The organism is Nonomuraea sp. NPDC048892 (genome assembly GCF_040649735.1).
GTDB classification, from domain to species: Bacteria; Actinomycetota; Actinomycetes; order Streptosporangiales; family Streptosporangiaceae; genus Nonomuraea; species Nonomuraea maheshkhaliensis.
The window spans coordinates 708,128-734,579 of record NZ_JBEZFZ010000005.1 but is presented as its reverse complement, the minus strand read 5'-3'; the positions used below and the strand labels follow the sequence as shown (position 1 = coordinate 734,579).

The 26,452-nt window shown below is 72.4% G+C and carries 18 protein-coding genes; 9 read left to right on the top strand and 9 right to left on the bottom strand.

Annotated features, from left to right (window positions below; translation table 11 throughout):
- The first annotated feature begins 2 nt into the window (after nucleotides 1-2).
- Both AB0C28_RS20655 and AB0C28_RS20650 read left to right on the top strand, forming a co-directional pair.
- Nucleotides 3-11,174, top strand: coding sequence for an amino acid adenylation domain-containing protein (locus AB0C28_RS20655; protein ID WP_358076377.1), 11,172 nt, complete (start codon nucleotides 3-5; stop codon nucleotides 11,172-11,174).
- Nucleotides 11,167-12,855 carry an ABC transporter ATP-binding protein gene (locus AB0C28_RS20650; protein ID WP_357846785.1) on the top strand — a complete coding sequence of 563 codons (1,689 nt, stop codon included), beginning with the start codon at nucleotides 11,167-11,169 and terminating at the stop codon, nucleotides 12,853-12,855. Before AB0C28_RS20655 ends, AB0C28_RS20650 begins: the two co-directional genes overlap by 8 nt.
- A 61-nt stretch (nucleotides 12,856-12,916) precedes the next feature.
- On the opposite strand, the gene AB0C28_RS20645 is transcribed toward AB0C28_RS20650, so the two are convergent.
- A complete protein-coding gene (locus AB0C28_RS20645) occupies nucleotides 12,917-13,078 on the bottom strand; it encodes a hypothetical protein (RefSeq protein ID WP_357846787.1) in 162 nt (53 codons plus the stop codon).
- A 118-nt stretch (nucleotides 13,079-13,196) separates the two neighbouring features.
- On the opposite strand from AB0C28_RS20645, the gene AB0C28_RS20640 reads away from it, so the two are divergent.
- Nucleotides 13,197-13,967 (top strand): BTAD domain-containing putative transcriptional regulator, encoded by a 771-nt coding sequence (locus tag AB0C28_RS20640; RefSeq protein WP_357846789.1) that lies wholly within the window; start codon nucleotides 13,197-13,199, stop codon nucleotides 13,965-13,967.
- 82 nt (nucleotides 13,968-14,049) lie between these two features.
- Here the strand turns inward: AB0C28_RS20640 and AB0C28_RS20635 are convergent, their stop codons facing one another.
- The 5 genes from AB0C28_RS20635 to AB0C28_RS20615 are packed head-to-tail and all read right to left on the bottom strand — an operon-like array spanning nucleotide 14,050 to nucleotide 17,217.
- A complete protein-coding gene (locus tag AB0C28_RS20635; protein WP_346107550.1) occupies nucleotides 14,050-14,235 on the bottom strand; it encodes a hypothetical protein in 186 nt (61 codons plus the stop codon).
- A 25-nt stretch (nucleotides 14,236-14,260) separates the two neighbouring features.
- A complete protein-coding gene (locus AB0C28_RS20630; RefSeq protein ID WP_326630037.1) occupies nucleotides 14,261-14,422 on the bottom strand; it encodes a hypothetical protein in 162 nt (53 codons plus the stop codon).
- A complete protein-coding gene (locus AB0C28_RS20625; RefSeq protein WP_358076374.1) occupies nucleotides 14,395-16,290 on the bottom strand; it encodes an ABC transporter ATP-binding protein in 1,896 nt (631 codons plus the stop codon). The genes AB0C28_RS20630 and AB0C28_RS20625 overlap by 28 nt, the downstream gene beginning before the upstream one ends.
- Nucleotides 16,280-16,714, bottom strand: a complete 435-nt coding sequence (locus tag AB0C28_RS20620) for a S26 family signal peptidase (RefSeq protein WP_357846794.1) — start codon at nucleotides 16,712-16,714, stop codon at nucleotides 16,280-16,282. The genes AB0C28_RS20625 and AB0C28_RS20620 overlap by 11 nt, the downstream gene beginning before the upstream one ends.
- The gene (locus AB0C28_RS20615; protein ID WP_357846796.1) at nucleotides 16,711-17,217 is read right to left on the bottom strand and encodes a hypothetical protein; all 507 of its coding nucleotides are present in this window, start codon (nucleotides 17,215-17,217) and stop codon (nucleotides 16,711-16,713) included. The genes AB0C28_RS20620 and AB0C28_RS20615 overlap by 4 nt, the downstream gene beginning before the upstream one ends.
- Before the next feature lie 164 nt (nucleotides 17,218-17,381).
- On the opposite strand from AB0C28_RS20615, the gene AB0C28_RS20610 reads away from it, so the two are divergent.
- From AB0C28_RS20610 to AB0C28_RS20595, 4 genes are all read left to right on the top strand, one after another.
- Nucleotides 17,382-17,549 carry a hypothetical protein gene (locus AB0C28_RS20610; RefSeq protein ID WP_358076371.1) on the top strand — a complete coding sequence of 56 codons (168 nt, stop codon included), beginning with the start codon at nucleotides 17,382-17,384 and terminating at the stop codon, nucleotides 17,547-17,549.
- A gap of 8 nt (nucleotides 17,550-17,557) precedes the next feature.
- The gene (locus tag AB0C28_RS20605; protein WP_358076368.1) at nucleotides 17,558-18,292 is read left to right on the top strand and encodes a haloacid dehalogenase type II; all 735 of its coding nucleotides are present in this window, start codon (nucleotides 17,558-17,560) and stop codon (nucleotides 18,290-18,292) included.
- A gap of 229 nt (nucleotides 18,293-18,521) precedes the next feature.
- Nucleotides 18,522-19,898, top strand: coding sequence for a HAMP domain-containing sensor histidine kinase (locus AB0C28_RS20600; RefSeq protein WP_358076365.1), 1,377 nt, complete (start codon nucleotides 18,522-18,524; stop codon nucleotides 19,896-19,898).
- Nucleotides 19,899-20,055: 157 nt separating this feature from the next.
- Complete coding sequence (locus AB0C28_RS20595) at nucleotides 20,056-21,465, top strand: HAMP domain-containing sensor histidine kinase (protein WP_357846804.1); 1,410 nt, start codon at nucleotides 20,056-20,058, stop codon at nucleotides 21,463-21,465.
- Here the strand turns inward: AB0C28_RS20595 and AB0C28_RS20590 are convergent.
- From AB0C28_RS20590 to AB0C28_RS20580, 3 genes are read right to left on the bottom strand one after another with little or no spacing between them, the layout of a single operon-like run.
- Nucleotides 21,437-21,919 carry a CoA-binding protein gene (locus AB0C28_RS20590; RefSeq protein ID WP_358076362.1) on the bottom strand — a complete coding sequence of 161 codons (483 nt, stop codon included), beginning with the start codon at nucleotides 21,917-21,919 and terminating at the stop codon, nucleotides 21,437-21,439. The genes AB0C28_RS20595 and AB0C28_RS20590 overlap by 29 nt on opposite strands.
- Nucleotides 21,916-23,253 carry an O-acetylhomoserine aminocarboxypropyltransferase/cysteine synthase family protein gene (locus tag AB0C28_RS20585; protein ID WP_357846808.1) on the bottom strand — a complete coding sequence of 446 codons (1,338 nt, stop codon included), beginning with the start codon at nucleotides 23,251-23,253 and terminating at the stop codon, nucleotides 21,916-21,918. The genes AB0C28_RS20590 and AB0C28_RS20585 overlap by 4 nt, the downstream gene beginning before the upstream one ends.
- A gap of 19 nt (nucleotides 23,254-23,272) precedes the next feature.
- Nucleotides 23,273-24,484, bottom strand: a complete 1,212-nt coding sequence (locus AB0C28_RS20580) for a homoserine O-acetyltransferase (protein WP_357846810.1) — start codon at nucleotides 24,482-24,484, stop codon at nucleotides 23,273-23,275.
- An 80-nt stretch (nucleotides 24,485-24,564) separates the two neighbouring features.
- On the opposite strand from AB0C28_RS20580, the gene AB0C28_RS20575 reads away from it, so the two are divergent.
- Nucleotides 24,565-25,113: an OsmC family protein gene (locus AB0C28_RS20575; protein ID WP_346107570.1), complete on the top strand. Its 549-nt coding sequence runs from the start codon at nucleotides 24,565-24,567 to the stop codon at nucleotides 25,111-25,113.
- A gap of 37 nt (nucleotides 25,114-25,150) precedes the next feature.
- Nucleotides 25,151-26,413, top strand: coding sequence for an NAD(P)-binding domain-containing protein (locus AB0C28_RS20570; protein ID WP_358076492.1), 1,263 nt, complete (start codon nucleotides 25,151-25,153; stop codon nucleotides 26,411-26,413).
- The last annotated feature ends 39 nt before the right edge of the window (nucleotides 26,414-26,452 follow it).

The following is a 26,452-nucleotide window of genomic DNA, read 5'->3' as shown; positions in this document are numbered from 1 at the left end:
TGATGGAAGCGCGCCCTCGTCTCGTATCGCTCTCTCCCGCACGACTGGCCGACGTGCGCCGGCGGACCGGTGACCGTTCCGACAGGACCATCACCCTGGCCTGCGCCGCCGGACTCGCCTACTGGGCCACCGGCCAGCGCCCCGACCAGCTGGAACTCACCCCCGCGACCCCGTTCACCGACCTCCTCGACTGGGCGGACGCGGGCGGGGAGACCAGCGGTGGCGGTCTCGCGGGGTGGGAGGTCGGCGCGGACGGCCGGAGCATCGCCGTGCCCGGCGGCGTGGACCCGGCCGAGGCGCAACTGGCGCTGGACGACCTGGCCGACTTCCTCGACCGGCCGCTCGGCACCATCGGCCCCTCCAGCGTGGCGGCCCGGCTGGAGACCCTGGCCAGGTGGAACGACACCAGGGCCGGCAGGGAGCGCCCCACCATCGTGCAGCTGTTCCGCGAGCAGGCCAGGACCAGGCCCGACGCCGTCGCCATCGTGGACGAGCGGCGGTCGCTGACCTACCGCGAGGCGGCCGCCCTGTCCAACCAGCTCGCCCACCACCTGATCGAACGCGGCCTCACCGCCGAGCAGATCGTCGGCGTCTCGCTGGACCGCTCCGCCGAGATGGTGCTCGGCCTGCTGGCCGTGCTGCAGGCCGGGGGCGCGTTCGTGCCGCTCGACCCGCGCTGGCCCGCCGCGCGCCGGGCGGTCGTGATCGAGGACGCCGGCGTGGTGCTGCAGCTCGACGCCTCCGGCACGGGCGCGGCGGGCGAGCCGGAGGCCGTGGCCGTCGATCTCGACGCGTGGCGGTTCGGCGCATACCCGGCCGAAGACCCCGAGGTGGACATTCCCGGCCCCGCGCTGGCGTACGTGATCTTCACCTCCGGTTCGACCGGGCGGCCCAAGGGCGCGATGATCCGGCACGAGGCGATCAGCGAGCGGCTGCTGTGGCAGAGCCGTGAGATCCTCGGTTTCGGTCATGACGACGCGTCGCTGTTCAAGGCGCCGCTGTCGTTCGACATCTCCATCAACGAGATCTTCCTGCCGCTGGTGTGCGGCGGCCGGTTGGTGGTGCTGCGGCCGGGCGGCGAGCGCGACCCGCACCACCTGCTGAGCGTGATCGCCGAGCAGCGCGTCACGTTCACCTACCTCGTGTCGTCCATGCTGGACGTGCTGCTGGAGATCGAGGGCGGCTCGGGGCGGCTGGACAGCCTGCGGCACGTGTGGTGCGGCGGCGAGGTGCTCACCCCCGACCTGTACGAACGTTTCCGCACCCGGCTCGACATCCCCATGTACCACGGCTACGGCCCGGCCGAGACGACGATCGGCGTCTCGCACGTGATCTACCGGGGCGCCGCCGAGCGGCTGTCCACCTCGATCGGCAAGGCCAACCCCAACACCGAGCTGTACGTGCTGGACGACGAGCTGCGCCCGGTCCCCGTCGGCGTCGGCGGCGAGCTGTACGTGGGCGGCTTCCTGCTCGGCCGCGGCTACGTCAACGCGCCCGGCCTGACCGCCTCCCGCTTCGTGGCCAACCCGTTCGCCGGCGACGGCTCCCGCCTGTACCGCACCGGCGACCTGGCCCGCTTCGCCCCCGACGGGTCGCTGGACTTCCTCGGCCGGGCCGACAACCAGATCAAGATCCGCGGCATGCGGCTGGAGATCGAGGACGTCGAGATCGGCCTGGCCGAGCACCCCCGCGTCCGGCACACCTGCGTCGTCGCCAGGAAGAACGCGGCCGGCGGCACCTACCTGGTCGGATACGTCATCCCCGTCTCGGGCGCCGGCGACCTGAGTCCCGACGAGGTCCGGGCGTGGGCCGCCGAGCACCTGGTCGAGTACATGGTGCCGGCCCACGTCGTCGTGCTGAAGGAGTTCCCGCTCACCGCGAACGGCAAGCTGGACCGCGCCGCCCTGCCCGAACCGGAGCTGCGTACCGGCTCGGTCGCCGCGCCCGCCACCGAGAACGAGCGCGTCGTGTGCGCGGCCGTCGCCTCCGTGCTGCGGCTGGAGGAGGTCGGCCCCGACCAGAACTTCTTCCGGCTCGGCGGCGACAGCCTCATGGCGATCTCCCTGATGAGCGCGCTGCGCGACGCGGGCCTGCACGTCACCGCGACGCAGATCTTCACCAGCCTCACGGTGGGAGCGCTGGCGGCGGTGGCCACCCCGGCCGGGGCCGCGTCGGCGGACCTTGAGGACGTCGCGACCGGCCCCTTCGCGGGGACGCCCATCGTGCGCTGGCTCGCCGGCACCACGGACGCGATCGACGGTTTCGTGCAGTCCGTGGTGCTCAACACCCCGGACGGGCTCACCGCCGACGCGCTCGGCGAGCTGCTCACCGCCCTGGTCAGGCGGCACGACATGCTGCGCGCCCGGCTGGTCCGCGAGGAGCCGTGGGGGTTCGACGTGCCCGAGCCGGACACGGCCGTGGCGAGCTGGGAGGAGAGCGACCGGCCGCTCGACGGGTGCGTGGAGCTCGCCACCGCCGGGCTGAGCCCGGACGACGGCGTGATGCTGCGGGCCGTGTGGCGGCGCGCGTCCCGGCAACTGGTGCTGGTCGCCCACCACGTGGTGATCGACGGCGTCTCGTGGCGGGTGCTGATGGACGACCTGGCCACGGGGTGGCGGCAGCTCGCCTCGGGCGCGCCGGTCGAGCTGCCGCCGGTGGGCACCTCGTTCCGGCGCTGGGCGCACCTGCTGGAACGGGCCGCGTCCGAGGCCGATCCCGGCTACTTCCAGCGTCCCCTGCCGGGTCCCGACCGCCCGCTCGGCAGGCGTCCGCTCGCCGGGTCCGACGTCGTCGCCAGGGAACGGGTGCGCACGGTCACGGCCGGCCCCGAGGTCACGGCGGCGCTGCTCGGCGAGGTGCCCGCCAGGTTCCACGCCGGGGTCAACGACGTCCTGCTGACCGCGCTGGCCGTCGCCCTCGCGCGGTGGCGGCGCGATCTCGGGCAGGAGCAGACGTTCGCGCACATCGAGCTCGAAGGGCACGGCCGCGAGGCGGGGTTCGTGGCCGGCGCCGCCGGGTTCGAGCCCGACCTGTCGCGGACGGTGGGCTGGTTCACCACGTTGTTCCCGGTGACCGCGGACCCGGGCGCGGCGGCCGATCTCACCGCGCCCGCGTACCTGTCGGCCGCGCTCAAGGCGGTCAAGGAGGACCTCGCCCGGGTACCGGACAACGGGGTCTCCTACGGGGCCCTGCGCTACCTGGCCGGCGCCGCGTTCGACGCGCCCGCGCCGCAGGTGCTCTTCAACTACCTGGGACGCTACGACGCCGGCACCCCCGGGGACTGGCAGCTCGCCGGCGCCACCGGGCAACTGGGCGAGAAGCGCGATCCGAAGATGCGGCTGCCGCGCGCCCTGGAGTTCAACGCCATCGCCGAACCCGGGCCGACGGGCGCGTACGAGCTGGTCACCAGCATCTCGTGGCCGGACGGCATGTTCACCGACGAGGACGTCGCCACCATCGGCGGGTACTTCCTGCACGCCCTGACCGGGCTGGCCGCGCTCGACACGGGCGGCCACTCCCCCAGCGACTTCGCCGCCGTCGCCCTCACGCAGGCCGACGTGGACGCCCTCGACGGCCCGGCGCTGCTCGACGTCCTGCCGCTGACGCCACTGCAGGAGGGTCTGTACTTCCATTCGGTCTTCGACGACGACTCGGCCGGCAGCTACGTCGAGCAGCAGATCCTGACGCTCGACGGCGAGGTGGACGCCGGCCGGCTCGCGGCGGCGGCCGACCGGCTGCTCGCGCTCTATCCGAACCTGGCCGCCCGCTTCGTCGCCCTCGCCGACGGGCGCGTGGTCTCGGTGCTGGAGAGCGGCATCACGGCGCCGTTCCGCACGCTCGATCGTCCGGGGATCAGCGGCGACGAGCTGCGCGACCTGGCCGAACGTGACCGCCGCGCCGGGTTCGACCTGGCCGAAGGGCCGCTGATGCGCTACACCCTCGTCCGTACCGGGCCGGGGCGGAGCGTTCTGGTGCAGACCGTGCACCACATCGTCGCCGACGGCTGGTCGGTGCCGCCGATGCTGCGCGCGTTGCTGGCCGAGTACCACGCGCCGGGGAGCGTGCACGTACGGGACGGTTTCCCTGGGCATGTGCGGGCGCTCGCGGCGCGTGACGGTGACGAGAGCGACCGGGTGTGGCGCGAGCAGCTCGCCGGGCTGCCCGGCCCGTCGCTGGTCGCCGAGGGACACACCCCGTCGGGCCGGTTCGCGGAGACCGGCGTCGATACCTCCGGAGAGCTCTTTGCCTCGCTGGACGGCGACATCGACGCCGCCGCGCGTGCGGCGGGCGTGCCGCTGAGCGTCGCCGTGCACAGCGCGTGGGCGGTGACGCTGGGCGGCATCCTCCAGGGGCGGGACGTGGTCTTCGGCTCCACGGTCTCCGGGCGCGACGCGGACGTTCCAGGCATCAAGGACATGGTGGGGCTGCTCATCAACACGATCCCCGTACGGGCCCGGTGGGAGCGCGGTACGACGGCGCGCGACCTGCTCGCCTCGGTGCGGGACCACCAGAGCGCGGTGCTGGAGCACCAGCACGTCTCCCTGACCAGAATCGGCCGCCTGGCCGGGAGCGGGACGTTGTTCGACACCCTGGTGGTCTTCGACGTGCCGACGGACGTGATGGCGTTGCGCCGGCCCGGGGACGAGTTCGTCATCAGCGACCTGGTGAACGAGGGCGCACCGCATTACCCGCTGACGCTGGTGGTCGAGCGGGAGCCTGGCGGGCGGGCGCGGTTCAACCTGATCTACGACGGGGAGCTGCTGCGGGAGTCGCGGGCACGGGCGATTTTACTGACCTTCAGCCGCGCCCTGACCGGCCTCCTCACCCGCCCGGACGACCCGGTCACCGTGGCCGCGACCGGCCCTTCGCCGCACGCTGCTGGGATGATCCGGCCGGTGACCCCGGGCGAGCGGACCGCGCCGGTGACGCTGGGGGGCCTGTTCGATGCCGCCGCGCGCCGTGATCCGGCCGCCACCGCCGTCACCCAGTGCGCGCTCGACGGCGGCACCCGGTCGATGACCTACGGCGAGCTGGCCGCGGCCAAGGACGAGCTGGCGGCGGCGCTGCGCGCGGCCGGGGTTCGGCCTGGCGAGCGGGTGGCGGTCGCCGTCCCGCGCTCGCTGGAGCAGGTCGTCGCCCTGATCGCGGTCGTCAGCGCGGGCGGCGCGTACGTGCCGCTGGATCTGGCGTATCCAAACGAACGGCTGGCGTACGTGCTCGCCGACGCCGCCCCGAAGGTCGTCCTCGTGGACGGGGCGGAACAGGAGCGATTCACCGAGCTGGCGGCCAGAGCGGGATCGCCGGCCCGGCTGCTCACGCTGGACGGCGAGCCGCCGTCAGACACCGCCGAGGCCGAGGTCGAAGTCGACTGGAACGACCCGGCATACGTGATCTACACCTCCGGATCGACCGGCCGGCCCAAGGGCGTCGTCGTGCCGCACTCCAGCGTGGTGGCGCTGCTCACCGGGACCCAGCCCGACATGGGGTTCGGTCCGGACGACGTCTGGGTGCAGTTCCACTCCTTCTCGTTCGACTTCGCGGTGTGGGAGCTGTGGGGCGCACTCGCGTACGGCGGTGAGCTGCTGCTGCCTGAGTACGCACTGACCCGCTCCCCGCTCGACTTCCACCGGCTGGTCCGCGAGCGCGGGGTGACCGTGCTGAACCAGACCCCGTCCGCTTTCTACCAGTTCGCCGAGGCCGACCGGCACGCCGGCGAGCCCGTCACGTCGCTGCGCCGGATCATCTTCGGTGGCGAGGCGCTCGACCTGGGACGGCTGCGCGGCTGGGTCGAGCGGTACGGCACCGCCTCGCCGGAGCTGGTCAACATGTACGGCATCACCGAGACCACCGTGCACGTCACCCACCGGGTGCTGACCGGCGACGACTTCACCGCCGGGGACGTCAGCCCGATCGGCGGCCCGATCCCCGGCCTGACCACGTACCTGCTCGACGACCGGCTCCGTCCGGTGCCGCCGGGCCGGGTGGGCGGCATCTACGTCGCGGGCGACCAGGTGTCGCTGGGCTATCTGGGCCGGCCGGAGCTCACGGCTAGCCGCTTCGTGGCCGACCCGTTCGCGGGTGACGGGTCCCGTATGTACCACACGGGTGACCTGGCCCGGCGGACGATCGACGGCGAGCTGGAGTTCGTCGGGCGGGCCGACGACCAGGTGCAGCTCAAGGGCTTCCGCATCGAGCTGGGTGAGGTGGAGTCGGCGATCAGGGAGCTGGACGGCGTCGTGGACGTGGCCGTCACCGTGGCGGCCGGCGGCGACCATCTGGTGGCCCACGTGGTGGGGCAGGTGTCCGACGACCTCACGGCGTCCCTGTCGTCGAAGCTGCCCGCGCACATGGTGCCCGGCCGGGTGCTGCGCGTGGACGCCCTTCCCCTGACGGTGAACGGCAAGCTGGACCGCGCGGCCCTGACCGAACGCGCGGCTCTGCCCGACGCCGGAACGTACGCGACCGGCGGCGCATGGGACGACCTCCCCACCACGCTCGTGAACGGCCGACCTGCGTCTGCCCTCGACGGAACGATCCCCACCCTCGGCGGCCCCACGTCTTCCTTCGGCCAGCCCGCGTCCGCCCTCGATGGGACCGTGCCCGTCGGTGACGATGCGCTGGCCGCGCTGGTCGGGGTCTTCGGTGAGGCGCTTCCCGGCGTGGACGCGGATGCCGACACCGACTTCTTCGTCGCCGGTGGGGACAGCATCGTCGCCATCACCGTGGTCAACCGGGCCAGGGCGCTCGGCCTGCCGATCACCCCGCGCGACGTGTTCCTGCTCAGAACCCCGCGCGCGCTCGCCGGACACGTCCGCACCCGCACCCCGCAGGTCACGGCACCCGTCCGCCACGAGGACGGCCCGTTGACGCCCACGCCGATCATCCTGCGCCAGCGGGAGCTGGGCGGCTCACTGGCCAGGTTCGCCCAGGCCAGGACGCTGGTGGCGCCCGAGGGCACCCGGTTCGAGGACGTCGAACGCGCCGCGAACGCCGTCGTGGCCGCGCATCCGATCCTCCGGCTGCGGCTGCGTACCGAGCACGGCGTGTGGAGCCTGCGCACCGACCCGCCCCGCACGGTCACCGTCACCCACCCGCAAGCAGCCGCCGACCCGGCGGCCGTGGCCGACGAGCTGGCCGGGCGGCTCGATCCCGAGGCCGGGGAGGTGGTCGCGTTCGCGTGGCAGGCGGCGAGCCGGACGCTGGTGATCGTCGTGCACCACCTGGCCATCGACGCGGTGTCCTGGCTGATCCTGCTGGACGACCTGGCCGCCGCCCTGCGCGGCACACCGCTCACCCCGCCGACCACCTCCTACGCCGGCTACGCCGACGCCCTGGCCACGGGAGCCACCCAGGCCCAGGCGGTCGGCACCCTCGACCGCTGGATCACCACACTCCAGGCGCCCCCACTACTGCCCAAGCCGGAAAGTCTGCGCGACACCACCGTGGAGCTCCCGCCCGAGCTGACCACCGCCGTGACCCGTACCGCGCCCGCCGCGCTCGGGCTCGGGCTCACCGAGTTGTTGTGCGGTGCGCTGCGTGCCGCGCTGACGCGCGTCCAGCCCGCCCCCACCGACCTGGCGATCGAGCTGGAACGCCATGGCCGCGTCCCAGCGGGCGACCAGCACGACTACGCCCGCACGGTCGGCTGGTTCACCGCCATCGCCCCCGTACGGCTCACCCCGCACACCGACCCCGTCGCCGCGGCGCGCGAGGTCACCGAGCGTCAGCCGGACGAGTCCGATCACATCGCCTACGGCCGGCTCAGGTACCTCAACCCGCAGACGGCCCCGCTGCTGACCGCCCGCCCGCAGGTGCTGTTCAACTATCTCGGCCGGGCCACCGAGTCCCAGGCGCTCCCCATCACCGGCGGCGACCAGGGCAGCCCGTACGCGGTCGAGGTCAACGCCTGGATCGACGCGGCCACCGGCACCCTGCGGGCCACCTTCACCCTGGCCGACGCCGTACCGGGCGAGATCGTCGGACACTGGCGGCAGGCGCTGGAGCGGATCGCGGACGCCGCCGCGACGGCCGAGCGGACGGCCCCGGTGACCCCGTTGCAACGCGGCCTGTTCTTCCAGGCCCAGCTCGCGGGCCCGGCCGGCCACTACGTCGCGCAGAACTACTTCACCTTCGACCGGCGGCTCGACCCCGGCGCCCTGGCCGAGGCGATGGCGTACGTGATCGCCCGGCACCCGGTCACAGGCGCCGGCTTCACCACCGACGCGGCCGGGAACCCCGTCCAGGTGCTCGCGGCCGGTCGGCGGGTCGGCGTGCGGACGATCTCCCTGACGACGGACGCCGAGGTCGAGGCCCTGTGCGCCAGGGATCGCGACACCGGCTTCGACCCGGGCGAGCCACCGCTGATCCGGCTCACCGTGGTGCGGCGGCCGGACGGCCGGGACGGTCTGCTGCTGAGCTACCACCTGCTGCTGTGGGACGGCTGGTCGCGGGAGATCGTGCTGCGCGACCTGTTCGACGCCTACGAGGCGGCCCTCGCGGGCGAGCCGCTGAACCCGGTCCCGGCCACGCCGAGTTTCGAGGAGCACGCCCGCGCGCTCGACGCCAGGGATCCGGATCCGTCGCGGCGGTTCTGGGCCGAGCACCTGGCCGGGCTGCCAGGACCGACGCTGCTGGCCGGGCCCACGCCGTCCCTGACGGACGCCCTGCCGCGACAGCTCGTGCACACGCTCTCCGCCGAGCAGTCGGACCTGCTGCGGGAGGCGGCGCGGACCCACGCCGTCACCCTGAACTCGCTGCTGACCGGCGCGTTCGGCCTGCTGCTCGGCGCACACACCGGCCGTGGTGACGCCGTGTTCGGGGTGACCGTCTCGGGCCGCGAGGGCGAGGGGCTGGACGGCATCGTCGGCGTGCTGCTCAACACCGTGCCCATGTGGACGCGGCCCCGCCCGTACGAGAGCGTGGGCGAATACCTGGAAGGCGTGCAGGCGGCCAGGGTCGCCGCGATGGAGCACGAGCACCTGGGGCTGGGCGAGATCCAGCGGGCCGGCGGGCACGACACCCTGTTCGACAACCTCTTCGTGCTGCAGAACTTCCTCGACCTGGACGCGCTGGCCGCGATGAACGCCCGCCACGGCATCACCTCGGTCCGCGCCGACGACTCCACGCACTACCCGTTCACCTGGGTGGTGACGCCGGGCGAGCGGTTCACGATCAAGCTGGAGTACCGCGACGACGACACCGAGCGAGCCCACGCCCTGCTCGACGACTATCTGCGCGTGCTCGGAGACGTGGCCCGCGCGACCGGGCCCGTGGGCGGATTGCCCGGGTTCGGGGCGGAGCCGGAGCGGGGCCCGCGGACGGACGTCGGCTCCGACACCGTGGTCGACCGGTTCGACCGGGCGGCCGAGCGCAGCCCGGAGCGGGTCGCGCTCGTCGCCGACGGCAGGACGATGACGTTCGGGCAGCTCCAGGAGCGCAGCCGGGCCGTGGCTGGGGTGCTCGCCGCGCGCGGGCTCGGCCCGGACAGGACCGTGGGCCTGGCGATCCCGCGTTCGCTCGACTCGATCGTGGCGCTGTTCGCGGTGCTGCGCGTCGGGGCCGCGTACGTGCCGCTGGAGCTGGACCATCCGGACGAACGGATCGCCGCGATCGTCGCCGACGCCCGCCCCGACGTGATCCTCACCGTGAGCGCCGTCTCCCCCCGCCTGACCGGCTGCTCGGCCACCGGCGGCGAGCCGACCGAGCCGGACCGGCCGCAACCCGAGCCGACCGAACTGGACCGGCCGAGGCCGCGAGCCGAGCTGATCGAGCTGGATCGGCCGCTGCCCGAGGCCGAGCCGGTCACCACGTTCGCGCCGGACGACCCCGACCGCCTGCGCCACCCCGCGTACGTCATCTACACCTCGGGCTCGACCGGCCGCCCCAAGGGCGTGGTCACCGAGTACGCCGGGCTGACGAACATGCTGATCAACCACCAGCGCCGGATCTTCGGGCCGGTCCTGGCCAAGCACGGGCACCGCATCTTCCGGATCGCGCACACCGTGTCGTTCGCGTTCGACATGTCGTGGGAGGAGTTGCTCTGGCTCGCCGACGGCCACGAGGTGCACATCTGCGACGAGGAACTGCGCCGCGACGCGCCCCGGCTGGTCGAGTACTGCCTGCGGCACACGATCGACGTCGTCAACGTGACCCCCACCTACGCGCAGCAACTGGTGGCCGAGGGGCTGCTCGACGACCCGGGACGGCGGCCGCCGCTGGTGCTGCTCGGCGGCGAGGCGGTCACGCCGGCGTTGTGGCAGCGCCTCGACGAGACGGAGGGCACGGTCGGCTACAACCTGTACGGCCCGACCGAGTACACGATCAACACCCTGGGCGTCGGCACGTTCGAGTGCCAGGACCCGGTGGTGGGCGTGCCGATCGACAACACCGACGTGTACGTGCTGGACCCGTGGCTGCGCCCCGTGCCGGACGGCGTGCCCGGCGAGCTGTACGTGTCGGGCGTCGGCATCGCCCGTGGCTACCTGGGGCAACCCGGTCAGACGGCGCACCGGTTCGTCGCCTGCCCGTACGGTGAGCCGGGCGAGCGCATGTACCGCACCGGCGACCTCGTGCTCCGCCGGCCGGACGGGAACCTCGCCTACCTGGGCCGCACCGACCAGCAGGTCAAGATCCGCGGCCATCGGGTCGAGCCGGGCGAGGTCGAGGCCGCGTTCACCGCGCATCCCGCGGTCCGGTTCGCCGCCGCGGTCGCCCAGCCGGACCCGCAGGTGGACGGCGCGTACCGGCTGGCCGCCTACCTCGTGCTGGACGGCTCCGACCTGGCGGAGGTCGCCGCCGAGGTGGGCGCCGGGCTGCCGGACTTCCTGCGGCCCACCCACTACGCCGAGGTGGCCGCGATCCCGCTGACCGTGAACGGCAAGGCCGACGTCAAGGCGCTGCCCGAGGCCAAGCCCCTGGGCGCGCTGAGCACGGCGGGCGAGCGACGGCCGGCGACCGAGACCGAGATCACGGTGTGCGAGTTCTTCGCCGAGGCCCTGGACCTGGATGATGACGAGGTGAGCGCGGTGAGCGACTTCCTGTCCCTCGGAGGACACTCCATGCTGGCGGTGCGGCTGGTCGGGCTGCTCCGCCGCGAGTACGGCCCCAGGATCACCATCCGCGACCTGTACGCCCTGCGTACGCCAGAAGCGATCGCCCGGCACCTCGATGACTGACGAACCGGCCTCCCGCGCGGGGATCCTGCGGACCACGCTGCGGCGCAACCTCGGCGCCATGGCGGGCGGCACCCTGCTCATGGGCCTCTACCAGGCCGGCGAGACCGCCTTCCCGATCGCGCTCGGCCTGATCGTCGAGCACACGATGCGCGAGCGCGACGTGGGCCGGCTCGGCCTGTCGATCGCGGCACTGGCGGTGATCATCACCACCGTGTCGCTGTCGTGGCGGTTCGGCATGCGCGTGCTGCAGAAGGCCAACACGACCGAGGCCCACCGCTGGCGGGTGCGGGTCGCGGCCTGCGCGCTGCAGCCGGTGGCCAGGGACACCGGACTGAAGTCCGGCGAGGTCCTGACCATCGCGACCGAGGACGCCGACCAGACCGCCGACATCATCGAGGTGGTGCCGCTGCTGATCAGTTCGCTGGTCGCGGTGCTGATCACGGCGGTCGCGCTGGGCCTGGCCGACGTCCGGCTCGGCCTGCTGGTCATCGTCGGCACGGTCGCGATCCTGTCGATCCTGAGCGTGATGTCGAAACGCATCGGCGCGAGCACCCGGGAGCAGCAGGCCAGGGTGGCGCGGGCAGGGGCGAAGGTGGCCGACCTGATCAGCGGACTTCGCCCGCTGCACGGTTTCGGCGGCAACTACGCGGCGTTCCGGTCGTACCGGAAGGTCAGCACGGAGGCGAAGAGCCAGGCGATCACCGTGGCCAGGGTGAACGGCGCGTACGCCGGCGTCGCGCTGGCGCTCAACGCGGCCCTGGCCGCCGCGGTGACCCTGACGGCGGGCTGGCTCGCGTTCGAGGGCCGGATCGGCATCGGCGAGCTGGTCATGGCGGTGGGGCTGGCGCAGTTCATCATGGAGCCGCTCAGGCTGTTCTCGGAGATGCCGAAATACGTGATGATCGCGCGCGCGTCGGCCGAGCGGATGGCGCTGGTGCTGGCCGCGCGCCCGGTGACGACCCCGGGCACGCGGCGCCCGTCCGCCGGCGGCGGCCTGGAGGTGGACGGCGTCCGGTACGGATCGCTGCGCGAGGTGAAGTTCCACGTGGCCGCCGGCGAGTTCGTGGCCATCGCCGCCTACCAGGCGCAGGCGGCGGCCGACCTCGCGGCGATCCTGGCCGTGCACGTCCCGCCCGGCGCCTACGAGGGCGTGGTACGGGTCGGCGGGCAGGAGACGGCGGACCTGTCGATCGAGGCGGTCAGGGAACACCTGCTGGTCAACCCGTACGACGGGGAGATCTTCGCGGGCACCCTGCGCACGAACATCGACCCATCCGGCACCACCGGCCTGCTGCCCGAGGCCGTCGAGGCGTCCATGCTGACCGACGTCGTCGCCCTCCACCCTGAGGGGCTCGACCACGGCGTCCGCGACCGCGGCGCCAACCTGTCGGGTGGGCAGCGCCAGCGGCTGTCGCTGGCCCGCGCCCTCGCCGCCGACGCCGAGATCCTGGTCCTGCACGACCCGACGACGGCCGTGGACGCAGTCACGGAGCAGCTCATCGCGCGCAACCTCGCCCGGCTCCGCCGTGACCGCACCACCGTCGTGATCACCAGCAGCCCCGCCTTCCTCGACGCCGCGGACCGCGTCCTCGTCCTGGACGGCGGCGTCATCACCGCCGACGCCACCCACCGCGACCTGCTCGGCACCGATGCCGGTTACCGCCAGGCCGTGGCCCGCTGACCTCGCCATAAAGCGAAAAGGCCGCCCTCCCTTGGCGGGGAGGGCGGCCTGCTTGTTCCACCTACACGTCGAGGCACCACATGGCGCCGTAGCCCGGCACGTAGCAGCGGTACCAGCCCTCGGGCGGCATCGCCTGCGCGGGGGCGCTGGTGATACCGACGGTGAGGGTGGCAGTGGCGACGACGAGGGCCAGGGCCGCGGCGCGGCGTACACGAGTTCTCATGGGCATCATGCAACCGGGCCCGTCTTGTGGATCACTTGGGACCGGCTGGTACGGCGCCGCGCGCCCGCCATACCTGGAACATACTCGCCCCGACCAGAATGCCGATCGGAGGTGCACGATGACCCAGACGATGACCCAGACGATGTTCCAGCTGTTAGGACGCATGGCGGTGGTCGACGGCGGGGGCCGGGCGATCAGCGTACGGGCCGCGAAGCAGCAGGCGATCCTCGCCGTTCTCGTGCTGCGGCCGGGCGGGGTGGTCAGCGTGGACCGGCTGATGACGGAGCTCTGGCCGGACGAGCTGCCGGCCACCGCGCGGGCGAGCCTGCAGACGTACGTCTACCGCCTGCGGCGCACCCTGGCGCCGCTGGCCGGCCACGGCGTCGAGCTGGTCACACTCGGGAACGGCTACACCCTGACCGTCCCCGACCGCGCGGTGGACGTCAGGACGTTCGAGCAGCGCTTCGCCCGCGGGTCGCAGGCGCTGGCCGCGGGCGGCGCGGCGGAGGCGGCCGAGCTGCTGCGCGAGGCGCTGGAGCTGTGGCGCGGGCCGCTGGCGCCGGGGATCGAGGTCGAGACCGTACTGTGCGAGCGCCGCCGCCTCGACGCGATGCACCTGACCGCGTCCGAGCTGCGGGCGGAGGCCGAACTACGGCTCGGCCTGCACAACTCCGTCATCCCGGAGCTGGAGCGCCTGGTCGAGGCCCATCCGTTCCGCGAATCCCTGTGGGAGCTGCTGCTGCGCGCCCTGGCCGGGCGTGGCCGCCGCGCCGAGGCGCTGGCCGCCTACCGGCGCATGCGGGACATCCTCAGCACGGAGCTCGGCATCGAACCCGCCGACCGGCTACGCCGGCGCCACCAGGCCATCCTCAGGGGCGCGTCCTCCTAGCCCGGCGGCGGGTACGGGCCGAAGGGGAGCGCCTCTGGCCGGCGCCTGCCAGAAGGCCCTCCCCTCAGCTCCCTTTACTCACTCAGGCGCACTGCTTCCTGGTGTAGACGGAACAGTCCGTCCTCCAGCACTTGAAGACGGTGCAACAGATGCTGCCGGTACAGGTCGTGTTGACGACGATGCACCGCGCGGTGCAGGCGGCCTGCGCGTCGCCGGACGGCACGACGAAGGCGACGATCCGGTCAGCCAGGTCGGTGATGAGTTTCACCTTGCTCCACCTTTCCTCCCACGTCTTACTCGCACAGAGTGACCGTCCGGTAGGTGCAGTCCGCGTTGTAGCAACGCATCTTGTAGCAGCCGGTGTTGGGGTCGTAGCTGATCTGCACGCACCTCGGGGTGCACGCGGCGTCGGCCTTGACGGTCGGGATCAACCGGTCGATGAGCTTGTCCAGCATTCCTTCTTCACCTCCTCTCCCGTCTCGGGTTCCATGGGCGCGGCATCACGGTCAGGCACCTCGTGATAGCCGCGGGCTTGGAGGCGGAAGAGACGGGCGTATTCGCCGTCCACCGCCATGAGGTCGTCGTGCGAGCCCCGCTCGGCGACGGCCCCGTCCTTCAGCACGACGATCAGGTCGGCGTCGCGCACGGTGTTCAGCCGGTGGGAGACGAGCAGGCTGGTCCGGCCCGCGCGGTGCCGCCGCATCCGGGCGTGCACGTCGGCCTCGGCCTCGGGGTCGAGGCCCGAACTCGGCTCGTCGAGGATCATCAGGTCGCGCCCGTCGCGCAGGAAGGCCCGGGCCAGGGCGGTCCGCTGCCACTGGCCGCCGGAGAGCACGACGCCGGTGGCGGCGTCCGCGCGGTCCTCCTCACTGGTGAACATCCGGGTGAGCAGCGTGTCGTAGCCGCGCGGCAGGCCCGCCAGCAGCTCGTCCACGCCCGCCCTGCGCGCGGCGGCGCGGATCCGGCCAAGGTCGTCGCGCGCGCCGACGTCGCCGACGCCGATGTTGTCGCGGGCGGAGAAGTCGTAGGCCATGTGGTCCTGGAAGACGCCGCTGATCCGCTCCCGCAGTTCCTCCGGCCGCACGTCGCGCAGGTCGGTCCCGTCCCAGAGGATCGCTCCCCTGGTCGGGTCGTAGAAGCGGCAGAGCAGTTTGACGAGCGTGCTCTTGCCCGCGCCGTTGAGGCCGACGAGCGCGACCGAGGCCCCGTACGGGAGATACAGGTCGACGCCGCGCAGGATCCAGGGATGTTCGTCGCTGTAGCGGAACCACACGTCGCGCAGCTCGATCCCCCGGCGCAGCGGCGGCAGCGGGGCGGGGTCGGCCGGCGGGGGCAGGTCGGGCTCGGCCCTGATCACCGCCACGTAGTGGCCGAAGAGGCGCAGGTTGTGGTCGGTCGCCGCGATGCCGGTCACCAGCGCGTCGAGTCCGCCCTGGACCGCGACGACGGCGACGGTGAACATCGAGACGTCCCCGACGGTGAGCGTGCCGGTGCGGGCCGCGGCGATGGCCCAGACGAGCCCGCCCCCGGCCACCACGGCGGACAGCAGGGCGAGCGCCCCCTCCGCCGACAGCTCCTTCCTGTCCATCCGCCGCTTGCCCGCGTGCGCCGTCGCCAGCTCGGCCATGAGCCGGCCACGCAGGAATCCGCCCGCGTTGAAGAGCCTGATCTCCTTGGCCGCCTCGATCGTGCTCAGCAGCGTGCTGTAGAAGAGCTGCCGCCGCTCCGCCGGGCCGATCTGCCACATCATCGCCGTACGCCGCCGCGACAGCTTCAGCTGCGCCACGAGGGCCGGCCCTGCCGCGCACAGCACGACCACCGTCATGACGGGACTGATCACCAGCAGCGAGCCGACGAAGCCGATCACGGTGACGGCGGAGCGGACCAGGCCGAACGCCTCGGTGACGATGCCCTCCGCGCGCGACGTGCCCTCCTGGGCCAGGCGCAGCCGGTCGAGGAAGCGCGGGTCCTCGAACGGCCGCAGCCCGGGAAAGCGGGCCGTGGCCGCGAAGAGCCGATCCGTCGTTGTGGCCGCCATGGCGCGGCCGATCTGGCCGCCGAGGTAGCGCGAGCAGTGCGGCAGGATCGCGGCGGCGACGCCGGTGCCGGCCAGCCCCGCGGCGAGGCCGAGCAGCCCGGCCAGGGAAGCTGAGCCGGTGAGTCCGTCGATGACCAGCTTGGTCAGCCAGGCCACCGCGACGGGCGCCACGGCCGTGCCCAGCAGGGTGACCGCGTACCCGATCATGGGAGCGGCGGCGGCGTTCCAGCCGGTGGCGACCGCCTCACGCGCGGCGGCGCCCAACCGGGCCCCGTCAGCGGCCATGCCGCTGCCTCTCCAGCTTCCTGACGGTGACGGCGTGCAGGTCGGCGGCGTGGAAGTAGCCGTGCTCGCGGGAGTCGAAGCTGGCCTCGGTGTTGTCACCGATCAGCACGAACCTGCCGTCGGGGACGACGTCGCCGGCGACGGCCCACCTCACCTGCTCGGGCACCGGATCGCCGGGCACGGCGGCGACGCGCTTGATCAGGTACTTGCTGCCGGTCGGGCGCGGGCTCAGCACGACCGCGATCTGCCCGCTGCGCAGCTCCGCCAGGTCCGTGCGCCGGGACAGGAGCCGGTCCCCGTCGGTGAGCGTGGGCGCCATGCTGGCGCCGTGCACCCGGATCACCAGGTACGTCCTGCGCAGCCGTACGGCCATAAGGGCCAGCCCCGCGACCGCGCCCGCCGCCGCCAGATACGCCCACCTCATGACGCCCCCGCCGCGGCGGGCAGGTCGTGCCCGCTGGTGACGATCGTGTCGCCGGCGCCGACCGTGAGCACGGTCGGGAAGGCGTTGACCCCGAACGCCGTCTGAAGCGGCCCCTGAGGCGGCTCGGTGACGACGCGCGCCACCTCCGCGAGCAGCCCGGCCTCGGCGGCGGAGTCCTCGCCAGGGGCGGAGACGACCACGGCGAGCACGGCGTCCGACGTGCCGCGCGCCCGCTCCACGAAGAGCGGAAGCAGGTCCTCGCAGGGCCGGCAGCCGTGCGAGAAGAAGCCGATCAGCGCGGGCGTGCCGAGCAGTTCGTCGGAGATCGGCTCGCCACTCGTGGTCGTGGCGGCGAACTGCGGGATCCGCGTGCCGGGCGGCAGGCTGTCCGCCGCCGACGCCGCGCTCTGCCGGCGCAGCCGGCGGATGACACCGACGGTCAGCAGCAGGTTCAGCACGCCCAGCAGACCGACCAGTACGACCGCGGCGACCAGGTACTGCATCTCACCCTCCCCGATCCGTCCATCAACGCCCCGGCGAGCTTCGCCGGCCGCGAATCTGGATATTTCACGACCCTGCTAGCCCGGCTCTCGCGCGCCGCTAGCCCGGCGGGAAGAAGGGGGACGACGCGCGGAGGCGCACGAGAGGGAGGCGGCGCGCCGGGCCGGTGACGCGCGGGGAGGTGACGCGCCGGGCCGGTGACGCGCAGGACGGCGACGCGCGGGACGGCAACACGCAGGACGGCAACACGCAGGACGGCGACGCGCGGGACGGCAACACGCAGGACGGCGACGCGCGGGCAGGTGATCGACTCGGCCGGGGCGGCGACGCATGATGGGCTGTATGAGCGATTTCGACCCCGCCGACGTCCGCGTGATCGCCTTCGACATCTTCGGCACCACCTTCGACTGGTACACCGGCGTCTCCGAGCAGGTCTCCCTGATCGCCGCCGAGCAGGGCGTCACGATCGACGGCGGCCGGTTCGCCGACGACTGGAGGGGCCGCTACGTCCCCTCGATGCGGACCGTCAACAGCGGCGAGCGTGACTGGGCCTACCTCGACACGCTGCACCGCGAGTCGCTGGACGACCTGCTGGAGCTCCACGGCGTGGCCGACGCGTTCGACGAGGCGGCCCGCCGGCGCCTGGTCCGCGTGTGGCACCGGCTGCCCGCCTGGCCGGACGCGGCCACGGGGCTGGCCCGCCTGCGCCGGCGGTACGTGCTGGCGGCGCTGTCGAACGGCGGGTTCGCGCTGCTGACCAACCTGGTCCACCACTCGGGGCTGCCGTTCGACTGCGTCGTGTCGGCCGAGCTGGCCCGGGCGTACAAGCCGTTGCCCGCGCCTTATCTGACCGCCGCCGACCTGCTCGACGTGGAGCCGGGCCAGGTCCTCATGACCGCGGCGCACGCCTGGGACCTCGACGGGGCACGCGCGGCGGGGCTGCGTACCGCGTTCGTGGAGCGACCGCTGGAGAAGGGGCCGCACGGCGCCTCTGACCGCGCCGAGGACGCCACCAGCGACCTGGCCGTCACCGGCTTCACCGGCTTCGACGGGCTCGCCGACGCGCTCGGCTGCTGAGCCCGCCCGAACGCCTTGAAGATGTAGTCCGGCTGGGCGTCGTGGACGGCGGTATGCCGGAGGTATGCCGGATCCGAACGCCATGCCATGACGTCGCCCGGAAACGTCAATCCCCGGCTGCGCAACTGGTCATATTAGGACAAGCATTCGCATAGGGATCAGAAGTCCTGGATACCGTCAGCGTATGGCCGGGCTACGCTCTCCTCTCCGACCGCGGCGCCGCCCGTTCGTGAACTCCATCCGGGTGCGCTACACCATCGCGGTGGGAGTGCTGTTCCTGATGATCCTGACGGTGGTCGGCGCGCTGGTCTCCCTGGGCGTGCGCAACACCGTCGCGGCCGACCTCAACGAGGACATGCGCCTGACCATCGTCGACTGGGCCACCGAGATGCGGCCCGGTCACATCCCGTCGCCCAAGCCGAACGCCCGCGCGAAGTACCTCCAGCTCGTCGACTCCAAGGGACGCGTGGTGGTGTCCAACGCCGCGGCGGCGGGCAAGCCGCCGCTGAGCACGATCCGGCCGTCGCACGACAACCGCCTCCAGGACACCAAGTCCTGCCCGTCGTGGGAGTCGGGCAGGTGCCTGCTGGTCACGATCCTGCGGCTGGACGACAGCGCGGCCAGCACCCTGTTCGGCGGCGAGCCGCACTACGTCTACGCGGGCACGATGGAGCCGCCCGCCCTGGCCATGCGTTACCTGGAGGCCGGCATCGTGGCCGCGGTCCTCTTCGCCTCCGCGACGGCCGCGTGGAGCACCTGGATGGTGGTGGGCAGGACGCTGCAACCCGTACGGGCGATCAGCACGAAGATGCGCAAGGCCGCGGAGAGCGACCTGAACCTGCGTGTCCCGGAGCCGCCGGGCAACGACGAGATCGCCGAGTTCGCCCGCACCTCCAACATCTACCTCGACCGGCTGGAGAAGGCGGTGAGGGCGCAGCGCCGGTTCGCCTCGATGGCCTCCCACGAGCTGAGGTCCCCGGTCGCCGCTCTGCGCACCCAACTGGAGGAGGCGCTGCTGTATCCGGAGGACGCCGACCTCCGCCTGACCCTGCAGCACACGTTGCGCAGCACGGAACGCCTTGAGGCGATCATCGACGATCTGCTCGCCTACACCAGGGTCACTGGCGCCCTTCCTGCGGCGTACGAGCCGCTCGACCTCGCCGAGCTGGTGGAGTTCGAGGTGACCGCGCTCCCCCGCTACGGCACCGAGGTCCGGCTGCGGGTGGTGGACCGCCCGATCGTGCTGGGCTCACGGATCCAGCTCTGCCGGGTGCTGACCAACCTGCTGGCGAACGCGCGGCGGCACGCCAGATCACGCATCGACGTCACCGTCGAGCAGTACGGCGGGCAGGCCGTGGTGAGCGTGCACGACGACGGCGCGGGCATCGCCCCCGAGGACCGGGAGCGGGTCTTCGACACCTTCGTCCGGCTGCGGGAGGCGCAGCTCCTGGATCCCGGGGGCACCGGGCTCGGCCTGGCCATCAGCAGGGAGACGTGCCAGGCCCACGGCGGGTCGCTCACCGTGGCGGACGACCCGGTCGGAGCGCGGTTCGTGCTGCGCCTGCCGTTGCCGGAACCGGCCCCCAAGGACGAGCACGCCGGCTGACGGCACGCCTGGGCCCGCCGTGGATGCGGCGATGTCCTCCGGGTTTGCACCGAGATGACATGCATTCCCAGTTTTTGGCGAGGTATTAACTCGCTTCATGCCGTCGCCGGGGCCCGGCCTGCACCTCCCCCTACGGCCCGTGTGCTCGACTGGGCGCATGAGGGCTGGGCGAGACTGGTCGATCATCACGCGCATCACGGTGTTCGCGGGCGCGGTGGCGACGCTGCTGTCGGCGCTGCTGGCCGTCTCGGTGATGCTCGCCATCCACAAGTACGTGACGCAGGACCACATCAACGAGATCGCCGTGGACGGCGGCCGGGTGGCTCACGAGATCGAGCACGACGGCGTCCACCCCCTCATAATCGAGGAGGACGGCCGCGATCTGCAGGTCGTCGACGCCACGGGCAAGGTCGTCGCCTCGACCCCGCGGCTGCGTGGTCAGCCGCCGATGGCCGACTTCACGCCCCTGCCCAAGGCCATGGCCAGCAACGTCGTCTGCGGTGGCGTGTTCCCCGACGGCGACTGCAGGCTCGTGGTCGCGCAGTCGGCCTACCGCGCGGGACAGGACTGGGTCGTCTACAGCTCCGGCCGCACGATCCCGCTCTACGTCGCCCCGTGGCTGTCCGCGACGGTGTTCGGCGCCGCCGCGCTGATGGCCGCGGCGATCACAGTCCTCGGCCATCGCATCGTCACCACCGCGATCAGACCGGTGAACACCATCCGCGCGGAGCTCGAAGCGATCGGCGAGAGCTCTCCACAGCGCCGGGTGCCCCTGCCGCCGACCCACGACGAGATCCACGACCTGGCCGAGAGCGTGAACCGGACCCTGGCCCGCCTGCACGCCGCGATGTCGCAGCAGCGCAACTTCACCTCGAACGCCTCGCACGAGCTGCGCACCCCCATCACGGCGATCCGAGCCGAGGTCGAGGACGCCCTGGTCGCGCCCGAGGAGACCACCGTGCGAAAACTGGGCGAGGCCGTGCTGGTCAGCGTGAACCGGATCGAGACGATCGTCGGCGACCTGCTGGCCATCGCCCGGCTGGAGGCGGCGCAGCCCGTCGACGGCGAGCCGGTCGACCTGGCCACGCTGGTGAGCGCGAAGTGCCGGGACGTGCCCGGCCGGCGCAAGGCGTTCGACTGCGCGCTGCAACCCGGCGTCGTGGTGACCGGCGATCCTTCGCAGCTCTCCCGCCTGCTCACCAACCTGCTCGACAACGCCGAGCGTCACGCCGCGGGCACCGTCACCGTCCGCGTCTCGCACGAACCGGCGTCCGGGCACGACGCCAAGCGCTTCCCGATGGGCGTGGCGCTGCTGGAGGTGATCGACGACGGGCCCGGCATCGAACCGGACAAGCGCGAGCTCGTCTTCCAGCGCTTCGCCCGCCTGGACACCGCCCGCGACAGGAACACCGGCGGCTCCGGGCTCGGCCTGGTGATGGCCAGGAAGATCGCCCATGCGCACGGCGGCACCCTCCGGGTCGAGGACAGCACCGCCGGCGCCCGATTCGTCCTGCGCCTGCCGCTGGCCGCCGTACCCGTTACTGCAGCCCCGCGCGGACGGACGTGATGCGCTGGGTGTTGAAGCCGAGCCAGTGCATCCGGCCCACGTAACGGGCGTGCTCGACCTTGATGCAGCGGTCCATGACCACCGTCACGCCGCCGTCCTCGGCGATCCGCGCGCCCTCCTCGTTGATCACGCCGAACTGGCACCACATTGCGCCCGCCTTGATCGCCACGGCGTCGCGGGCGATGCCGGGCAGCGCGTCCGGCGCGCGGAAGACGTTCACCAGGTCCACCGGCTCGGGCACGTCGAGCAGGCTCGGATAGCTGGTCTCGCCGAGGATCTCCTTCTCGCGGGGGTTCACCGGGATCACCCGGTAGCCGTGCCGCTTGAGGTAGTAGCCGACGAAGTAGCTGGCCCGCAGCTCGTTGCCCGACAGGCCGACGATCGCGATCGTCCTGGTGGAGTGGAGCACGCGCTGGATCGTCAGCGGGTCCTGGTAGCGAGCGAGATCGGTCATGCCGTCTCCACCTTCTTCTCGATCGTCGCGGCGACGCGGGCGAAACCCTGTTCAAGATCCCAGATGAGGTCCTCGACGGACTCGGTGCCCACCGACAGCCGCACCGTACCCGGTCCGACGCCGGCCGCGCGCAGCTCGTCGTCGCCGAGCTGGCGGTGCGTGGTGCTGGCGGGATGGATGACCAGGCTCTTGGCGTCGCCGACGTTGGCCAGGTGCGACCAGATGGTCAGGCCGCCGATGAGGCCCTGGCCGCCGGCCCGGCCGCCGGCGCAGTCGAAGGAGAACACCGCGCCCGCGCCGAGCGGCAGGTACTTCTCCACCAGCGCCTTGTGCCTGCTGCCCGGCAGGCCGGGATAGGTGACGTTCGAGGCCAGCTCGTGCTCCTCCAGGAACGCCGCCACCGTGCGCGCGTTCTCGACGTGCCGGTCCATCCGCAGCGACAGCGTCTCCAGCCCTTGCAGGAACAGGAAGGCGTTGAACGGCGAGAGCGCCGCGCCCAGGTCGCGCAGGGTCTCGGCGCGCAGCTTCATCAGATAGCCGTACGTGCCGAAGGTCTCATGGAAGCGCAGCCCGTGATAGGCGGGCGACGGATCCGCGATCACCGGGAAGCGCCCGTTGGACCAGTCGAACGTGCCGGCCTCGACGACCACGCCGCCGATGCTGGTGCCGTGGCCGCCGATGAACTTGGTCGCCGAGTGGATCACGATGTCGGCGCCCCACTCGATCGGGCGGCACAGGTAGGGCGTGGCGAACGTGTTGTCCACGATCAGCGGCAGCTCGTGCTCGTGCGCGATGGCCGCCACGGTCTCGATGTCGAGCACGTTGCCGCCCGGGTTGCCGATCGTCTCGCCGAAGAACGCCTTGGTGTTCGGGCGGACCGCCTGCCGCCACGCCTCGGGGTCGTCGGGATCGACCCAGGTCAGCTCCACGTTCATCTTGCGCAGCAGGTGCTTGAGCTGGTTGACGGTGCCGCCGTAGAGAGCCGAGGAGGAGACGACGTGGTCGCCGGGCTCCAGCAGGGTGAAGAGCGCGGCCGCCTGCGCGGCGATGCCGCTGGCGAAGGCCACCGCGCCCGCGCCGCCTTCGAGGTTGGCCACGCGCTCCTCGAACACCGCGACGGTCGGGTTCATGATCCGCGAGTAGGTGTTGCCGTATTCCTGGAGGTTGAAGTAGGCCGCCGCGGACTCGGGGTCCTCGAAGACGTAGCTGGTCGTCTGGAAGATCGGCACCGCGCGGGCGCCGGTGTTGGGGTCGGGCCGCTGCCCTGCGTGCAGCTGGCGGGTCTCGAACCCGAACGCGCGGGCCTGTTCCTGACGGGAGGGCTTGTCGGTCACGAACGTCTCTTCCTCGATCTCACCTGGGCCCGCCCCGGGCCAGGAACTCCTTGATGATGGGCGTCTGCCGCGCCTCTTCCAGCAGGAAACAGTCGTGACCGTACGGCGCCTCGATCACCTGGAACTCGACCGGCTTGCCCAGCCCATCGAGCGCCTCGGCGATCTCGCCCGACGCGGACGGCGGGTAGAGCCAGTCGGAGCTGAACGCGATCAGCAGGGTCCGCGCCTTGACGCCTTCGAGCGCCCGCGCGAGCGATCCGCCACCGTGCTGACGGGCGAGGTCGAAGTAGGTCAGCGCGCGCGAGGTGTAGAGGTAGGTGTTGGCGTCGAAGCGCTTGACGAACGAGTCGGCCTGGTGGCGCAGGTAGCTCTCCACCTCGAACTCGGGCTCGGTGATCGTGTAGCGGACGTCGTCGGCGAACTGCAGCCGCCGGCCGAATTTCTCGTTCAGCCCCTGCGCGGACAGATAGGTGATGTGGCCGACCATCCGCGCCAGGCCCATGCCGGCGTCGGGCGCGCTGCCGGTGCCGTGGTATCGCCCGCCCTGCCAGGCCGGGTCGCGCATGATGGCGTCGCGGGCGATGGCGTTCCAGGCCACTCCCTGCGGGTGGAGCGCGTGGGTGCTGGCGATCGGGATGATCGCGTCGACCTGGTCGGGGAACCGGACCGCCCACTCCAGCGCCTGCATCCCGCCGAGCGAGCCCCCGGCCACCGCCGCGAGCCGTTCGATGCCGAGGGCGTCGAGGAACGCGCGCTCGGTGCGGACCATGTCCGCGACCGTGATCACCGGGAAGTCCGCGCCGTACGGCTGCCCGGTAGCCGGATCGATCGACGACGGGCCCGTGGTGCCGCGGCAGCCGCCGAGCAGGTTGGTGGAGACGACGAAGTAGCGGTCGGTGTCGAACGCCTTGCCGGGGCCGATCATGCCGTCCCACCAGCCGAGCCCCTTGCCGGCCGCGCCGTCGCGCTCCTCGGCGCCGAAGCCGTCGCGCGTGCCCTCCTCGGGCGGCGCCTTCGCGAAGCCGGCCGCGTGGGCGTCGCCGCTGAGCGCGTGGCACACCAGGATGACGTTGTCGCGCCGTGGGGACAGGACGCCGTAGGTCTCGTACGCGACGCGGACCGGATGCAGCTCCCGGCCGCAGTCGAGGCGCACCGGCTCGGGCAGATCGAGATGGCGCGTCTCCACTGTGCCGACGGAGCCGGCCGCGAGCGTAGTGGCTGGCTGCGACATGGGGCTATGGTAGCCCGCCACGGGCAGTATATGGTCAAATACCTACCGGGAAAGTGGGATCTCAGGCGAAGGGGCGGGACATGACCACGGTCGCCAACGGAGTCAACGTACAGGCACTGCTGGACGCGCGCGAGGCGCTGAAGGGCGCCCCCGAGGCCGCCCAGTTCGTCTGGCGGGCCTCCTCGAAATGGCAGGACGGCGTCCACAGCACGACGCGGGTCAAGGAGTTCTTCGGCCTCGGGCAGGAGCAGGAGCACAAGAACGAGGCGGTCTTCGACGCCGACCACCCCGAGGTCTTCGCGGCCCAGGACAACGGCATCACGCCGATCGAATACCTCCTCATCGGCCTGGCGAGCTGCCTGACGGCGGGCGTGGCCTCCGTCGCGCAGAACCGCGGCATCCAGCTCCGCTCGGTCGAGGCGGCGCTCGAAGGCAAGCACGACATCCGCGGCATCCTCGGCGTCGACAGCGACGTGCGCAACGGCTTCAACGACATCAAGGTGACCTTCACCATCGACGCGGACGCGTCCAGGCAGGACATCGAGGCGCTGGTGGCGCAGTCGCAGAAGCGGTCGGCCGTGTTCGACGCGCTCACGAACCCGACGGACGTCACCGTCGAAGTCGCCTGAGCCACCCCTTTCTTACCCCGAGCAGTACCGAGCAGTACTGAGGAGCAGAGCCATCGAGTCCGTCACCACCGTCGTCATCGGCGCCGGGCACGCGGGACTGGCCGCGAGCCACTTCCTCACCCGGCGCTCGATCGACCACGTCGTGCTCGAACGCGGCGAGGTGGCGAACTCGTGGCGGCGCGAGCGCTGGGACTCCTTCCGGCTGCTCACGCCCAACTGGCAGAGCCGCCTGCCCGGCCACCGCTACGACGGCCCTGACCCCGACGGCTACATGACGATGGCGGAGGTGACCGCGTTCATCGAGGGCTTCGCCGCCCGCTCGGGGGCGCCCGTCAGGACCGGCGCCGACGTCACCTCCGTACGGCGGGCCGACCACGGCTATCAGGTGACCACGGGCGGCGGCGAGTTCCGCTGCCGGACGGTGGTGATCGCCACCGGGGCCTGCAACGTGCCCGTGGTGCCGCCGTTCGCCGGCGCGGTGCCCGCCTCCGTCGAGCAGGTGACGCCGTTCGGCTATCGCGGTCCCGCGCAGCTCCCCGACGGCGGCGTGCTCGTCGTCGGGGCGTCGGCGACCGGCGTGCAACTGGCGGCCGAGCTGCGGCGCTCCGGCCGTCCCGTGACGCTCTCGGTGGGCGAGCACGTACGGCTGCCGCGCACGTACCGGGGGCGCGACGTGCTGTGGTGGATGGACGTCTCCGGGGTGTGGGACCAGCGCTACGACGAGATCGACGACCTCACCCGGGCCAGGCGGCTGCCCTCGCCCCAGCTGATCGGCACGGATGAGCGGACCACGCTCGATCTCAACGCGCTCACCGCGATGGGGGTCGAGCTGGTGGGCCGCCTGGCCGCCGTGCGTGACGGGCGAGCGCTGTTCTCCGGCGGGCTGCGTAACGTGTTCTCCCTCGCGGACCTCAAGATGGAACGTCTGCTGGACACGTTCGACGCGTGGGCGCGCGAGCACGGCTGGGACGGCGAGGTCGGGCCGCCCGAGCGCTTCGCCCCGACGCGGGCGCCTGAGCGGGCACGGCTCCAGCTCGACCTGCGCGGCGGCGAGATCCGCACGATCGTGTGGGCGACGGGGTTCCGGCCCGACTACGGGTGGCTCGACGTGCCCGTGATCGACGAGAAGGGGCGGCTGCGGCACGAGGGCGGCGTGGTGGACAGCCCCGGGCTGTACGCGCTGGGGCTGCCGGTGCTGCGGCGGCGCAGGTCCACGTTCATCCACGGGATCGAGTCCGACGCCCGCGAGGTCATCGACCACCTCGCCGGCGTGACCCTCGCAGGACGCGCCGACGCCTGAGCCGGGCGGGCCGTGGCCCTCCGGATGCCATGACGCTTG